A 15,880-nucleotide genomic window follows, 5' to 3' on the forward strand; every position below is an offset into this window, starting at 1 on the left:
GCCATCCTTTGACCGAGATTTTAAATGACCTCTGAACATTCGACGAGTACCCTTCACCAACGTCTTGATTTTATCGAGTTCGACGCCGAATCTCGCGACACGCTGAGAGAATTGCGGCCGCTGATCGCGGAAAAAATTGGCGGCGCTCTGGATAAACTCTATGGGCAGATTACGAAGGCGGCTGGCGCAGCTTTCTTTTTCCATAGTGAAAGCCACATGGCTGGAGCCAAAAAGAAGCAGCAGGAGCATTGGGCCAACCTCGCCAATGGAAATTTCGATGCCCCTTACGTAGAGGGTGTGAAGGCCATTGGCAGAACGCATGCCCGGGTCGGCCTGGAGCCCCGTTGGTACATAGGCGGCTACGCGCTCGTCATGTCGGAACTGATTAAGGGCATTGTTGAAAAGCATTCGTCGACGTTCTTTCGCCGCGGCCAAGGAAAGAAGCTGTCGGCAGGAATTTCCGCTGTCGTAAAAGCAGCCATGCTGGACATGGATTATTCCATCAGCGTTTACCTTGAAGCCCTCGAAGACAAGCGCAAAGAGCTCGAAGCGGAACGGATGCGCACCGAAGCGGACCAGACGCTGGCGCTCGCGCATCTGCGTCGGGCGCTTTCGGCGCTTGCCAAGGGCGATCTCGATGCCAAACTGCCGGCGGATCTGCCGGGAACCTTCCAGGAAATGGCTTCGGACTACAATGAGGCAGTTGGCGCGTTGCGCAACTCTTTCGCATCGGTTCACAGCACCTCAGGCGAGATCCTGGCCGGAACCGAGACGATATCGAAGGCAACAGACGATTTGGCGTTGCGGACCGCCCAGCAGGCAGCCGGCGTCGAGCAAAGTTCGGCTGCCCTTCAGCAACTGACTGTCAGCGTCGGTCAGACGGCTGCGAATGCCGAAAAGGCCTCCGGGGCAGTTCGCGAAACCCAGCAACGGGCAAGAAACTCAGGGCAATTGGTCACCGATGCCGTCTCGGCCATGGCAGCGATCGAACAGTCGTCAAGCGAGATTTCGAAAATTATCGGCGTGATCGACGAGATCGCTTTTCAGACGAACCTGCTGGCACTTAATGCCGGCGTCGAGGCGGCCCGCGCCGGAGATGCAGGCAAAGGCTTTGCAGTTGTGGCCCAAGAAGTCCGGCAATTGGCGCAGCGAAGTGCCGGGGCCGCCAAGGAGATCAAACAGCTCATTTCGGAAAGCTCTGATCAGGTGAACAAGGGTGTGGGTATCGTCAACGATACGGGCGAAGCGCTGAGCGACATGATCGGCCGCATCGATGTCATCAACCAGTTCGTTTCCGACATCGCAAGCACGGCGCGCGATCAGGCAACCGGTGTCGACGAGGTCAATGTCGCAATCCGCAGTATGGATACGATCACCCAGCAGAATTCCGGCATGGTCGAACGCACCTCCGCGGAGACACGCCGGCTTCGCAACGAAGTCGAGAATCTCGTACGTCTCCTCGAGCGTTTTGGTGCCGCCGGTGGAAAAGCCACTCAGCTGAGCCGGGCCGCCTGATGCGGCTGCGGGCGATCGATCCTAAAGGTGAAAGAGGGGCGGGAAACGGCCCTGGAAAGCGAAGGTGCCAGGCGCCTTCATGAAGGGCGTCGGAACAAAAGCCGCTCGAAATCGCAGGCCAAGACCGAGTGAAGCATGAGCCGGGATGCCGCACCGGGCAAAGCTGAACCGCGAAGCCAATGCTTATTTGTTAACAATCGCACCGGCATCGAAGAACATCGGCTCAGATTTCCCGCCGCTATTCCGCTAGTCTGTCCCAAATTCTGATCAGATCGGCCAATGTTCCAGCCTGCATCTTGCGCATGACCTGACCGCGCCGGACCTTCACCGTGACCTCACTCACTCCAAGATCTGCAGCGATCTGCTTGTTCAACAGACCGCGGACCACAAGCCGCATGACATCTTGCTCGCCCGCTGTGAGGCCGAGACGGCGTTCTCGAAGTTCAGCGGTGACTTCGTCCTCGGCGCGCCGCAGGGTATCCTTCCTGATACCCTGGTGGATGGCATCGAGCAGGTCCTGATCTCGGAATGGCTTGGTCAGGAACTCGATGGCGCCGTCCTTCATCGCCCGCACCGACATCTCGATATCGCCATGACCAGTGATGAAGATGATCGGAAGGCGAAACCCGAGCCTCGTCATCTCCCGCTGGAAGTCCAACCCGCTCTGCCCGGGCATGCGGATATCGAGCACTAGGCAGGCCGGTGCGTCGGCGAGACCATGATCAAGGAACGCCTTCGTCGAGCCGAACGAGATCACGTTGAGGTCGACGGAAGTCAGCAGATCCTCGAGCGCGTTGCGCACGGATTGGTCATCATCGATGACGTAGACGATCGGCTTCTTCGTCTCGCCGGTCGGAAGCGGCGCTCTCATGCGAAATTCCTCTCGGCGACCGGCAGGCTGACGCGAAACGTCGCACCCATGCGCGGCGTTGATGTCACCGCAATCTGACCGCCATGGGCTTCGACGATCGAACGGCTGATCGACAGGCCGATGCCCGTGCCGCCTTCCTTCGTCGTCCAGAAGGACTCGAACAAATGATCAAGTGCTGCCGGCTTGATACCGATCCCCGCATCGGTCACCGTGAAAGCGAGCCTGTCCCGATCTTCCCGGAACGTCGTTATTTCCAGTTCCCTCTTGAAGCTTGGCACGTCGTGCATCGCTTCCATCGCATTGAGCAACAGATTCCCGATCACCTGCAGGATCTGCACCCTGTCGGCAAGCACTTGCGGCAGATCCTTGGCGAGGCTCAGATGCAATATGATGTTGTTGTTCTCCATCTCGTTCTGCGCGATGGCGATCGCCTCGCCGATCGCCTCGTTGAGGTCTAACGCTTCCCGGTGTGGAGGCTCGCTCTTGGCCAGGCTTCGGACCCGCGCAATCACATCGCCAGCGCGGTTGGCATCATGAATGATCCGGTCGATGGCTTGCCGGGCCTTGTCGATATTCGGCGGATCACGGGTGAGCCAGCGCCGGCAGGCGCCGCCGCTGGTTGCGATCGCCGCCAGGGGCTGGTTGACCTCATGGGCGATCGACGCCGTCAACGCGCCGAGGCTGGTCAGGCGGGCGACGCGCACCATCTGCGCCTGTGCTTCGAAAGCAGAAGCTTGAGCCGCCACGGTCTTGAGAACGAGATAGGTCGTCGTTGCGATAGCCGCGACGCTGATGCCGCAATTCATGAGCCCGGATTCGAACGAACCGTGCCGCGATAGAAGCAGGCTGAGGCCCGTCAGACCGACGCACAGGCCAGCCAGAAGAATCACACCGCGGGTCGACATGTAGCCGATCGCCAGAAGGATGACGACAATATAGAAGACTGCTATCGCGATCTCGAACCGCGTGACCGTGTCAGCGACAAACACTGCCACCAGCAATGCCAATATCGCTGCGGCTCTAAGTTTCGGTCGGTTGTGTTGTCGTGACGGCATTGCGTCTCGTTCGCTGCGGCTCATTGGAATGTTTGTACCCCGCCAGATGCCGACGCCTCGCGCGGCACGCCAGCTCGATCTCCGACGCGCCGATCGCAACGCACAGATTGCATGGGGCTGAAGCAGCCTTCCGCAACATCGCCTATATCGCACACGGATCAGTTCTCCCAGTGCGGTCCTTCGTCGGCTTGTCGGATGTATAATTTATCAGTCACGCGAAACATTTGTCTCCCCACTCGGGTCGAACGACAACACGAATCTGCCGGACTATACCAACGTATATCGCCGATACCCTAAGGTCTTTCGGTTCTTGCCTGTTGCAACGTGGCTCGGCTGCGATGGCGCCATTATAGTCTTCGTATTCGGACCGGATCCCAAAAAACGGCCTATCGGACAACCAGCAGCACAAAGCAGTAAAGCAGCACGCTTTTCACATCGGGCATCTGCGTCTCTGCGTTCACCGTCATGTCTAACGCGAACAGAGTTTACCAATGACGTTTCAGACATTCACTCCGCTTGCCGTCCGGCGTTCCATATTGCCGAGCCTGTGGGACCTGATGGCACTGCTGATCGTCGTCGGCATCATCGTTCTCGTCGTCTACGGCGCCGAGGTCACGACGGTTCCCCTGTCGACGCTCGATACTGCGCCCCTTTCGCTCGATCCCTCAAATCTGCCGATCTACGCGTTGCGCACCATGCTGCGCATGCTGCTGGCAATCGTCTTCTCCTTGATCTTCACGCTCATCTACGCCTCCATTGCCGCCAAGAGCCGGCGAGCCGAAATGGTCCTGATCCCCATCCTCGACATCCTGCAGTCTGTGCCGATCCTGGGGTTCCTCACCTTCACCGTGACCTTTTTCCTCAACCTGTTCCCCGGCAGCGTGCTGGGGGCGGAGTTCGCCTCGGTGTTTGCCATCTTCACCAGCCAGGCTTGGAACATGACGTTCAGCATGTATCAGTCGATGCGCAACCAGCCCAAAGACCTGGAGGAAGCGGCGAGGAGCTTTCATCTGACCGGCTGGCAGCGCTTCTGGCGGCTGGACGTGCCCTTTGCCATGCCGGGGCTTGTATGGAACACGATGATGTCGATGTCCGGCGGCTGGTTCTTCGTCGTTGCCTCCGAGGCGATCACGGTCGGCGACACCACCGTCACCCTGCCGGGCGTCGGCTCCTACGTCGCGCTTGCCATCAAGCAGCAGAACATCGTGGCAGTCTTCTATGCCGTCGTCACCATGCTGGTGGTGATCGTCCTTTATGACCAATTCCTGTTCCGCCCCCTGGTGGCCTGGGCAGACAAGTTCCGCTTCGAGACCACCACGTCCGGCGTCGTGCCGACATCGTGGATCCTCGATCTATTCCGTCGGGCACGGATTACCCGCCTTCTCGCCGCGCCCTTCCAAGGGGTGGCGCGATTGGTCTGGACATTCCGGCTGCCGGCACTGCCGCGGCTTGGGTCGCGGCAAGCCACCGCGGCCACCACCCGTATGATGGACTGGATCTGGATGGCGGTGGTGATCGCCGGTGCCGCATGGGCCGCCTATCTCAGCATCAACTATCTCAGGGCCAACATCGGCTGGTCGGATGTGGCGACGGCGATCGCCGACGGCTTCATCACTTTGTTGCGTGTCATTGTTCTGATGGCGCTAGCCACCCTGATCTGGGTGCCGATCGGCGTGTGGATCGGATTGCGCCCAAAGCTCGCGGAGAAGGTTCAGCCTCTTGCACAATTCCTGGCAGCCTTTCCGGCCAATATCGCTTTTCCCGTGTTCGTCGTGCTGATCGTGCATTTCGGGCTCAACGCGGATATCTGGCTGAGCCCGCTGATGATCCTCGGCACACAGTGGTACATTCTCTTCAACGTCATCGCAGGCGCATCGGCCTTCCCGAGTGATCTCAAGGAAGCCGCCCGCAGCTTCCACATCCAAGGATGGCGCTGGTGGCTCAAGGTAATCCTGCCCGGAATCTTTCCCTATTACATCACCGGCGCCATTACCGCTTCGGGTGGCTCCTGGAACGCCAGCATCGTGGCCGAGGTCGCAAGCTGGGGCGCCACGCAGCTTACGACGCCCGGCCTCGGCTCCTACATTGCGCAGGCCACCACGGCCGGCGACTTTCCGCGCGTGGTGCTCGGCATCGTGGTGATGTGCACCTTCGTCACTCTGTTCAACCGCCTGTGCTGGCGCCCGCTTTACGCCTTTGGCGAACGCCGGTTGCGCCTCGGTTGATCGAATTCCCGGCTTTAAAAGGATTGTTCCCATGCTCGACCAAATCGCAAAAGCCCCGCTCATCGATATCCAGCAAGTCTGCCGCTCCTTCCCGAAGCCGAGCGGCAAGGATGTCGTCGTTCTCGAAAATGTCGACCTGACGATCAAGGAGGGTGAAATCGTCGGCCTGCTCGGCCGATCCGGCTCGGGCAAGTCGACCTTGCTGCGCATCATTGCAGGCCTGATCTCGCCTTCGTCCGGTCAGGCGCAATGCCGTGGCACGGCGATCAACGGCCCGCCGGTCGGCATCTCGATGGTATTCCAGTCCTTCGCTCTATTTCCCTGGCTGACGGTGCTGCAGAACGTAGAGCTCGGCCTGGAGGCCAAAGGCGTCGACCGTGCCGAACGGCGCAAGCTCGCTCTTGCGGCGATCGACCTTATCGGCCTCGACGGCTTCGAAAATGCCTTTCCCAAGGAACTCTCCGGCGGCATGCGCCAGCGCGTCGGCTTCGCCCGCGCACTGGTGGTCCATCCCGACCTTCTGTTGATGGACGAGCCGTTCTCGGCTTTGGACGTGCTGACGGCCGAGACGCTACGCACCGACATGATCGACCTTTGGATCGAAGGACGACTGCCGATCAAGTCGGTGCTGATCGTCACGCACAATATCGAGGAGGCGGTATTGATGTGCGACCGCGTCCTCGTCTTTTCCTCCAACCCCGGCCGTGTGGCGCGCGAGCTGAAGGTCGATCTGCCGCATCCGCGCAACCGGCTCGATCCGGCATTCCGCCAACTCGTCGATAATATCTACGCCCTGATGACGCAGCGGGCGGAACCGCGCTCCCCCGCTATGGAAGGCATTCCTGGCACAGGAATGGGCATGGTCCTGGAGCCGGTCTCGACCAATATCCTGTCTGGCCTCATCGAGGCGCTTGCCGGAGCACCCTATCACGGGCGGGCGGATCTACCCGTACTCGCCGGCACGCTACAGTTGGAGGCGGACGAACTTTTTCATCTTGGTGAAGCACTGCAACTATTGCGCTTCGCCCAGCTCAGCGAAGGCGACATCGTGTTGACCGATGCAGGTCAGAAATTCGCACACCTGGAGACCGATTCCCGCAAGAAACTCTTCGCCGAACATTTGCTCACTTATGTTCCGGTTATCGGCTTGATCCGCCGCGTGCTCGACGAACGCCCGAACCACACAGCGCCTGCCACGCGCTTCCGCAACGAGCTGGAGGACTACATGACGGAATCCTACGCTGACGATACGTTGAAAACGATCGTCTCCTGGTCACGATATGCCGAGCTCTTCGCCTACGACGAGCAAACTGAGATGTTCAGCCTCGAAAATCCACAGTAATGGCGGCCCGACAAACGAAGCTCCAAAACCCGACGGGGCGAGCCAACTCCTAGCCCTCGTTGCTTCGGAATGTTCGATACGATCGTGCGACCCGAGTAAGGGGGCCGGCACCGTCGTTGACCGCTTGAAGGCGAGATGCGGTCAAACTACTGGCCCGATTTCAGCCCGCCGAGAAGCGTAGGAATGAGCTCGGATACCGTGGGATGGATCGGCACGGCCCATTTGAGGACAGGATAGGGCGTCCCCGCATGCATCGCATCAATGAAGCCGTGGATCGCTTCATCGCCTTCGACACCGAGGATTGCGGCACCCAGTATCTGTCCGTTATCGACATCGGCGACGACCTTCATCAGGCCCTTAGTCTCGCCCTTTTCTATGGCGCGTCCGACGCGGCTCATCGGTATCGTGGATGTTGAGATGGGTCGCCCAGTTGCCCGGGCTTCCCGTTCCGTCATTCCGACGCGCCCGAGCGGCGGATCGATATAGAGCGCGTAAGCCGGGATACGCTCACTGACCTTCCGATGTTCACCGTCCAGGAGATTGGCGGCGACAATCTCGAAATCATTATAAGACGTATGCGTGAACGCACCGCGACCGTTGCAATCGCCAAGTGCCCATATGCCGTCGACATTGGTAGAGAGATGATCGTCGACGATGACATAGCCCTTGTCATCGAGCGCCACGCCTGCCGCGGGAAGGCCGAGATCGTCGGTGTTCGGCCGGCGCCCCGTCGCGATGAGGAGATGGCTTGCTTCGACATCCGGATTGCCGGTGGTCGAGATGCGGATGTGCTGGCCGCTTTTCGACAGCTTGATATCCTGCGCATTCGTGTGGATCGATATGCCTTCGGAGCGAAGAACTTCGGCGATGGCCTGGCAGATATCGTCATCCTCTCGCGGGGCCAGTCGCGGGCCGCGTTCGATGATGCTGACTTCGGTGCCGAAGCGACGGTACATCTGCGCGAATTCAAGGCCGATATAGCCGGCGCCGATGATGGCAAGATGGCGGGGCAGGGCGGTCAAGTGAATGATGGAGGTACTGGTCAGATAGTCGACGTCCGAAAGGCCGGGCAGCGCGGGAATGGCTGGCCTGGCACCGACATTGAGAAAGATCCGCGGCGCCGTCAATTTCTCATCGCCGACGCGGATGGTCTTTGCGTTCTCGAAGCGCGCATGTCCCCGTATCAGCGAAATTCTGTCGGTGGCCTCAAGCCACCTTGTCAGCGATTTCCTCGTATTATTTATGACGGTCGCCGCGCGTTTCTCCACCGCCGCCATATCCGTCGATATCCCGCCGCTCGTTTGGATACCATAGTCCGCGCCTCGCCTAATGACATGTGCGGTTCGGGCGCTCGCGACCAGGGTTTTGGTCGGCATACAGCCGGCATTGACGCAGGTCCCGCCGACGAATTTCCGTTCTATCAGGGCAACCGTCATGCCTGCAGCCGCAAACCGTCCGGCAAGTGATGGTCCTGCCTGACCGGCACCGATGATAATCGCGTCGAAGGTTTTCATGGTTATCCATCCCGCAGGTTGATCTCCGCCTTTTACACTGGGTCGGACTGGATGCCGGCACCCCTCAGCCTGCCCGCAATTTAGCAGAGTTGCGCGAAACCTGGATCGAAAACCTGAAGGAGCAATCGAATGATTTTTCGAAAAAGCTCCTGTCTGCGGCAAATCAACGCGTATTTGCGTTTTGTTATTTAGCATCGTGTTGCTCAAGCTAAGCTCTTTTGCAATCCAGCGCGTCCTTTTGCCGTTGGGACGCATTGTTGGCGCTCAGGGCAGCCACATTGCGGTCCCCGCAGAAATGTTTCCGCACCTTGACGGCAAGCGCCGCTAAGCCATGTCTGATCGCATATGTGCGGCAAGGAGATAGCATGCGATACCCTTTGACTGGATTCACTGAGGCTGAAAGCGAAGTCAATAAGGGTGGCGGTCGACCTTTAGGCTAGAGGCTTGATCGTGGCGCGGCCGTTGCCGTCGCCACCAATGCCGCCCGGCGCTCGTGCGCGTTCCAGCTCCAGTCACCGGCAAGAAAACGGCGTTGACGAACTTCAGAGGCACCTCTGCTGCGTGCAAAGGATAACTTAAGGATTTAGGCAACGTGCTTAAACGTCCGAAAGAACCACCGCAAAAATTCATCTCCGTGATGCTGTCTTCCCTTCGAAAGGCGTTTTTCAGCATTGCTATTGCGAGCGCCACGATAAACATGCTGGCGCTGACCGGCTCCTTTTTCATGCTGCAGGTTTACGATCGTGTCATTCCGGGCCGCAGCCTGCCAACGCTTGCGGGGCTTGCGATCATCGCCGCGACCCTGTTCATATTCCAGGGAACGCTCGAACTCTTGCGCTCTATGCTGCTTACGCGCGTGGGCATGTCTCTCGATCAACGGCTGAACCTAAGAGTCTTCAGCTCGCTCGTCTACCTGCCAACGAGATTGCAAGCGGCCGATGATGGGCTGCAGTCGGTTCGCGACCTGGAACAGGTCCGATCGTTTCTGTCTGGAGGCGGCTCGACTGCCTTGTTCGACCTGCCATGGATGCCATTTTATCTGATCCTGTGTTTTCTGTTTCATTTCTGGATCGGCCTCACCGCCTTGTGCGGCGCCGTCGTGCTTGTCGTGCTGACAGCGCTCGCAGAGATGCTGTCCAAAAAACCGGCGGAGCAAGCCGCGAAGTCCGCTGCGGCGCGTCTCGGCTTTGCACAAGCCGCGCGGCTAAACTGGGAGGCGGTGGTGGCAATGGGTTTTAGCGGCCGCCTCACCGAGAAATGGACGGCCATGAATGAGGACTATCTGGGAAATCAGCTCTCTGCCGGCAACATCGTCGGCACGCTTACCACGATTGCGAAGATATTGCGGATGATGCTGCAGTCCGGTGTTTTGGCTGTCGGCGCGATCCTTGTCATCAAGCAGGAGGCGACGGGCGGCATCATCATCGCCAGCTCGATCATGGTCACGCGGGCGCTTGCTCCAGTGGAGCTTGCAATCGGGCACTGGAAGGGCTTTGTCGCTGCCCGCCAAAGCTGGTCGCGCCTCGCCAAGCTGCTGGATCTGATCCCCAGCGAACACCGAGCCATGGCTCTGCCGCCGCCGCAAAAAGACCTCAGCGTCGAAAATATAAGTCTTACGTCTCCCGGCAGCCGCGACTTCATTCTCCGCAATGTCTCGTTCAAGATAACTGCGGGGACTGTGCTCGGCGTGATCGGTCCCAGCGCTTCGGGAAAATCGTCACTTGCAAGAGCGATCACTGGATTATGGCCAGTTGTGATCGGTGCGATCAGGCTCGATCAGGCAGCCTTGTCGCAATGGGAGGGGAGCGACCTCGGACGGCATGTCGGATATCTGCCTCAGGACGTCGGTTTGTTCGACGGATCGATAGCCGAAAATATTTCACGCTTCGCAAAGGACATTGAGCCGGGGCCGGTTATAGCGGCGGCAAAGGCTGCAGGCGTATACGACATGATCGTCAAATTGCCGGATGGGTTCGAAACGATCATTGGCGAGGGTGGCTCGCGACTTTCCGCCGGCCAGAGGCAGCGCATTGCCCTGGCACGAGCCCTTTATGGCGATCCCTTCCTAGTGGTTCTTGACGAGCCGAACTCCAATCTGGATGCCGAGGGTGAGGCATCCTTGACCAAAGCCCTGTTGGGCGTCCGGGCGCGCGGCGGCATAGCCGTTGTCGTTGCGCACAGGCCGAGCGCCCTGGCCGCGGCGGACAAGGTCGCAATCATTGCCAACGGCCAATTACAGGCGTTTGGACCCAAGGATGAGATTCTCGGCACATCCATGAGGCATTCGGGGCCCGGGCCAGTGCGATTGATGATAGCCGGCGAGGATGTGAGCGGATGATCGATACGGGCTTGCCTTCCACCGAGCGTGCGATCCGCCGCCTATCCATTTTCGTGCTAACGACGATTCTTCTTCTTTTCGGCGTCATGGGCGGTCTAGCGGCGGCAACAAAGATTTCGGGAGCAGTCATCAGCCCCGGTACCTTGGTCGTAGACAGCTACGTAAAGACCGTTCAGCACCTCAAAGGCGGGATCGTTGGCGAAATCCGGGTGAAGAACGGTGATCATGTCGATGCCGACCAGATATTGATCCGGCTGGACGATACGCAAACGAGAGCCAATCTCGGCATCATCAGAAAGCGATTGAATGAACTTTCCGCCAGAACGGCGCGTCTGGTCGCAGAGCGCGACGACAAGAGTGAGATCGGCTTTCCGGCGGATCTTTTGTCCAACAGCGGCGACGATAACGTCGCAAGCATCCTTGCTGGCGAGCGCCAACTGTTCAGCGACCGGTTGGCATCGCGACAGGGCCAGAAGTCACAGCTGCGCGAGAGAGTTCAGCAGTTGAAACAGGAAGTGGACGGCTTTGACGCGCAGGAAAAGGGGAAACGAACCGAGATCGAGCTCGTCAACAAGGAACTGGGCAGCCTCCAGCGACTGTTCGATCAAGGTATCGTTCCGGCGGCAAAGGTTTATTCGCTGCAGCGAGACAGCGCTCGCCTGACGGGGGAGCTCGGTAACCTTGTCTCGTCGATCGCGCAGACCAACGGCAAGATTACCGAGACCGAGCTGCAGATCATTCAGATCGACAAGGACCATAGCTCGGAAGTCGCCGACCAATTGCGACAGGCCGAAAGTGATACCGGGCAATTTTCGGAGCGGCTGATTGCAGCCGAGGACGATCTCAAAAGGGTGGACATCAGGGCGCCACAGTCGGGCATTGTCGATCAGTTGACCGTCCATTCCGCCGGCGCCGTGATCGGGCCGAAAGAAGGGATCATGCAGATTGTGCCTGACAAGGACGCACTGGTCGCCGAGCTTAAGCTCTCGCCGCAGGACATCGACCAGATCGCCGTCGGGCAGGTGGTCGCGCTGCGATTTTCAGCCTTCAACCAGCGCATTACGCCCGAACTCAACGGGCGCGTCGAAACCATCTCGGCTGATCTGGCGACCGATCAGCACTCGGGGCTCAGCTATTACATCGTTCGCGCCAAAGTGCCGAGCCAAGAGTGGGATCGATTGGGAAAGCTGACGCCTCTTCCTGGCATGCCCGTGGAGGCATTCATGCAGACCGGCCGCAGAAGCGTTCTCGCCTATCTGACCAAGCCGATGACCGATCAGATAAAGCGTGCATTCAGAGAGGATTAGGGGGCTTCGAGCGGCGCTCCTGGCGCTTTAGAACTTGAAGCCGCGCCGCTGACATCAGCGGCTGCGGCGAACGCTTGGAGCAATTTCAGGTCCGAAAATTGCGTAAAACAAAACGATAGAGCGGTCCGGCGACCCCGTGGAAAGCTGAACCGCTCTATTCAACGTCGGACCCTATCAGATATGCCAGTCCGGAGTATGGGCAGCCGCGGCAGCTGCCGTCTGGGTGAGGTGGTCGTTCAACTGATAGGCCTTGATGTAGTCGATTTTCATCTCCGAGTCTTTCAGGCTGTCCGTCGGAGTGCCGGCGGTGCCGCCGACGGCTTGATCCACCAGCATATACATCGGGCTGTGCATATCGGCCGGTGTTGCCGCATGCGCGATGGCCACATCGTCGAAATACCAGACGATCTGATCCTGATCCCACAGCACACCGTAATTGTGGAAACCAGCGGTGCTGGGAACTTCAATCGGCATGGATTGCATCGTGTGCTGGCCCGTTGCGTTCGAGTGGACCGTCACATTGACCGTGTTCGGATCCTGCCCGCGCATTTCCACCACATCGAGTTCCGGCGGCCAGGAACCGTCTTCCGGCAGAAGCCAGAAGGCTGGCCATGTGCCCTGGTCATGCGGCATCTCGGCCCGCATTTCAAAATATCCATAGGTCTGGGAGAAGGTGGAATGAGTGTTCAGAATGCCGGACGTATAGTTATGGCCGTCGACAAGCGATTTCAGCGCATCGGGCGTCGGTTTGGCTGAAATCGTCAACACGCCGTTCGAGATGGAAAATGGATTGGCCGATGCGGTCGGGCCGTAAGACGGATTGACATACCACTGCAGCTCGCCAGTCATGCTGCTGCCCTTGTCCGGCGCCCACCAGTATTTCGCATCCCAGGTGCCCTGCGTGCCCTGATGAAGGGAGAGCGTATTGAAATCGTCCGAGAAGGTCTGCGTCAGCGCGGAACGGTCGAGCCCGAGCTGGAACTGGTCTGCGTGCAGATCGGCAACGGTCTTGTTGGCGAAAACCAGGCTCTCGCCGCCGCCAAGGTCGAGCCGCAGATTGGCGCCTTGCTGCGTCAGATGACTGACGACCTGATCGAAGGATGTCAGCCCGTAATGGTTCAGGCGCACCTTATCGTCGCTGCTGAAATCGGTGATCAGATCACTGCCATTACCCTTGGTGACGATGAAGGTATCGGCACCGCCGCCGCCGGTCAGGACATCGTTGCCTGCGCCGCCATCAATGGTCTGGCTGCCTGACCCACCGGTGATGATGTTGTCCTGGCTGTTGCCGAAGGCATGACGGCCATCACCGGTCACCGTGAGGTTCTCGAAATTGTCGGGCAGGGTGTAGTCCATCCACGTGTTGATGGTGTCCACCCCTCCACCTGGCGCTTCGGACGCGTGGTTGAGGCTCGAATAGAGATAGTAGATATCATCTCCAGTGCCGCCCACCATCGTTACGTTGACGGAGCCGTCACCGTACATCGAATCATTTCCAGCCGTGCCGTTAAGCGTCGGACCAGAGCCCGTGGCGGAAAACCAACTTGTCGACGTCCCGCTGTAGTAGAGCGGTTGGCCAAGGGCATTGAGTACTGAATTGGGCATCGGAAACCTCTTCCGTTGTGCTTGGCTATCTCCTCCGCAGCGCTAACATTCCTCCGCGCTTAAGTTAGAGGGATAACATCTTCTGCATCGCAGCACACCCCCGAAGACGCTAATTTCAGCTTTTTATAAAATTTGGCCGGTTCAAAGGTCACTCATGTTTAAAGTCGTGGCAAATCGCATGCTGCCTCTGACGTCGCGTCCCGTTTCGTGGCGTAGTGATCAAGCGTGCCCAAGGTGGGTGGTACAGCAGGGCGCATTATCCAGCCGGCGGCGCGGTGATCGGCTCGGCTGAGCATTAACAGGCTGCAAGCTTGCTTAGGGGGCGCCAGCCACGAACAAAAGCCCGCCGCAGACCGGGAGTTGATAGTCGCGGCGGGCTCACGCTCCAGTGGCCGGCGTGGTACACCAAGAGCTGCGGGCGCGAACATCCCGCCCGTAAGAAACTAAGATAAAGCCCTTTGGTTCCCGTTGCTTATCGCGGTGCGACAATTCTTTGGGCCCAATGGACGGACGCAAATGATCGATAAGACCGTTTGGCTCAGCCTCAACGATCTCAATCCACCGCTTCCGAGGGATGGAGATACGGCACTGCATGCTGTCTGCGAGACGGAGAATGCCTCGTTGCTCACTGCAGCAGGGATATCCCGGCTTCTTCTGCCGCCTTGATGAATGCTTCTCGGGCCGCTTCTGGGCAGATCACACCCATCATCGCATCGAGGCAGACACGCACTGCCGTTACGTATTCTTCACCATCTTCAACTGGCCAATGCTCCAGCAGGGTCTCGGCCGCTTCCCGTACCGAATTGACCCGCCGATAACCCTCCGCGCCTCCCATCACCAGCGTGACGGCAGAAAATGGTTGCAAGGTGTCTCGATTCAAAACGCATTACCTCCGAAACATATCGATTTCGGTAACCTTGCAAAAAACGTTCCGGGGAGGGCGGCAAGGCCTATCCGCCTTTGGCCAATCGCCAAAGCTGACCCGAGAGAGACAATGCCCCCGTGTGAGATGCCGCCGATGGTGACGCGGGTGTGATTGTGGTTAACACGGCTAAAGCTCAAACTGTGAGGACTATCTCGGTCGAGCTTATCGTCGCGCCGCCTGACATCATCGCCGGCGGGAGAGCGAGGGGCAATAGCCTCAACGGCAAACCAGAAGCGCCTCGATCGAGGCCATCTCGAAGGCGTCCCGTGCCTCGCTCGCCGTACATTCATGTTCGAGTGCGGCGTGGCAAACCTTCTTGGCCTCCCTCAAAAAGACGCCATCAGCGATGGGCCACTCTTTTTCCAGGCAACCGACGGCCTCGGCTGGGCTTTTAACGGCCTTTTGTTTTCCGCTGCTGACAATGACGGAGACTGGTGCCTCCCATGCGAGAGCGCTCATTCTTTTCCTCCTTGCCTTACAGGTAAGTTAGACAAACGATGGTTTTACCCGTCTGTTCCAAAACGAGATCAAAAAATTCCATCTCCGCAAGAGAAAGCTGCACGTGTAAGCCGAATTACAAATCAGGGTTACAAATAAGGCAGCTTTTTTGGGCGGGAGAGCTTATGCCCTAGGGCATATAACCGGCCGGCCGGTCGACCGACGCTGGCAAGTCAAACAATAGGATAATAGCACAAGATTGTCGAAAGAACGGCATCTGATTGTATTGAGATGGGACGATAAGGAACTTAATCATCAAGGTTAGAGCCGAGGCCGACATTCTTGTCACGGGCGACCTGAGGGATTTTGCGGCCAAAAATGCTTCTACTGTAGAAATCTAAGTGTTACCTCTTAGGTTCAGCGAACCCTGCAGGCTCTGAGACGTGAGATCGGAAATGCGGACCTGATCGTCGACCACCCGTTCGATGTGATGCAATTGACGCGCTTGGGCTATGATTTTATGCCCAGGACCCTTTGGAGTGCTATTCAGAAGTCCGGAAAAGAACTTAGTCTGTGGTTGCAGGGTTAGAACATTTCGCTTGCAATCTTAGTGAATCTGTGTATATCGATCCAAAATGGAGAGATATGTGAGCATAGGCGAAGCGGCGGAAGTTTTGGGCGTGTCGATCACGACATTGCGCCGATGGGAAGCTGAAGGCCGTCTGGTGGCTGAACATACGCCGGG

General features: G+C 58.4%; 12 protein-coding genes. 6 read left to right on the forward strand and 6 right to left on the reverse strand.

Annotated elements, in window-relative coordinates; genetic code table 11:
- The first annotated feature begins 24 nt into the window (after positions 1-24).
- On the forward strand, positions 25-1,515 hold the full coding sequence (locus tag PY650_RS30240; protein ID WP_285883502.1) for a globin-coupled sensor protein: 1,491 nt from the start codon (positions 25-27) through the stop codon (positions 1,513-1,515).
- 238 nt (positions 1,516-1,753) lie between these two features.
- On the opposite strand, the gene PY650_RS30245 is transcribed toward PY650_RS30240, so the two are convergent.
- Entirely contained in the window at positions 1,754-2,386 is a 633-nt protein-coding gene (locus PY650_RS30245; protein WP_285883503.1) for a response regulator transcription factor, read from the reverse strand.
- Entirely contained in the window at positions 2,383-3,441 is a 1,059-nt protein-coding gene (locus PY650_RS30250; RefSeq protein ID WP_285883504.1) for a sensor histidine kinase, read from the reverse strand. The genes PY650_RS30245 and PY650_RS30250 overlap by 4 nt, the downstream gene beginning before the upstream one ends.
- A 491-nt stretch (positions 3,442-3,932) precedes the next feature.
- On the opposite strand from PY650_RS30250, the gene PY650_RS30255 reads away from it, so the two are divergent.
- Together PY650_RS30255 and PY650_RS30260 are read left to right on the forward strand one after the other, a co-directional pair.
- Positions 3,933-5,666, forward strand: a complete 1,734-nt coding sequence (locus PY650_RS30255; protein ID WP_285883506.1) for an ABC transporter permease — start codon at positions 3,933-3,935, stop codon at positions 5,664-5,666.
- Positions 5,667-5,697: 31 nt separating this feature from the next.
- Positions 5,698-7,008, forward strand: coding sequence for an ABC transporter ATP-binding protein (locus tag PY650_RS30260; RefSeq protein ID WP_285883507.1), 1,311 nt, complete (start codon positions 5,698-5,700; stop codon positions 7,006-7,008).
- Positions 7,009-7,154: 146 nt separating this feature from the next.
- Here PY650_RS30260 and PY650_RS30265 read toward each other — a convergent pair whose 3' ends face one another.
- Positions 7,155-8,522, reverse strand: coding sequence for an FAD-containing oxidoreductase (locus PY650_RS30265; protein ID WP_285883508.1), 1,368 nt, complete (start codon positions 8,520-8,522; stop codon positions 7,155-7,157).
- A gap of 592 nt (positions 8,523-9,114) precedes the next feature.
- On the opposite strand from PY650_RS30265, the gene PY650_RS30270 reads away from it, so the two are divergent.
- Positions 9,115-10,860 (forward strand): type I secretion system permease/ATPase, encoded by a 1,746-nt coding sequence (locus tag PY650_RS30270; RefSeq protein ID WP_285883509.1) that lies wholly within the window; start codon positions 9,115-9,117, stop codon positions 10,858-10,860.
- Positions 10,857-12,167, forward strand: coding sequence for an HlyD family type I secretion periplasmic adaptor subunit (locus PY650_RS30275; protein WP_285883510.1), 1,311 nt, complete (start codon positions 10,857-10,859; stop codon positions 12,165-12,167). The genes PY650_RS30270 and PY650_RS30275 overlap by 4 nt, the downstream gene beginning before the upstream one ends.
- A 174-nt stretch (positions 12,168-12,341) precedes the next feature.
- Here PY650_RS30275 and eglC read toward each other — a convergent pair whose 3' ends face one another.
- From eglC to PY650_RS30290, 3 genes are all read right to left on the reverse strand, one after another.
- On the reverse strand, positions 12,342-13,772 hold the full coding sequence (gene eglC, locus PY650_RS30280) for an endo-1,3-1,4-beta-glycanase EglC (protein WP_285883511.1): 1,431 nt from the start codon (positions 13,770-13,772) through the stop codon (positions 12,342-12,344).
- A gap of 625 nt (positions 13,773-14,397) precedes the next feature.
- A complete protein-coding gene (locus PY650_RS30285) occupies positions 14,398-14,652 on the reverse strand; it encodes a DUF982 domain-containing protein (protein WP_285883513.1) in 255 nt (84 codons plus the stop codon).
- 261 nt (positions 14,653-14,913) lie between these two features.
- Positions 14,914-15,156, reverse strand: coding sequence for a DUF982 domain-containing protein (locus tag PY650_RS30290; RefSeq protein WP_285883514.1), 243 nt, complete (start codon positions 15,154-15,156; stop codon positions 14,914-14,916).
- Positions 15,157-15,770: 614 nt separating this feature from the next.
- Here PY650_RS30290 and PY650_RS30295 point away from each other — a divergent pair.
- The coding region (locus PY650_RS30295) for a MerR family DNA-binding transcriptional regulator (protein ID WP_285883516.1) at positions 15,771-15,880 on the forward strand (110 nt) is incomplete at its 3' end.

Source organism: Martinezella calliandrae (assembly GCF_030272695.1).
Classification (GTDB): Bacteria; Pseudomonadota; Alphaproteobacteria; order Rhizobiales; family Rhizobiaceae; genus Rhizobium; species Rhizobium calliandrae.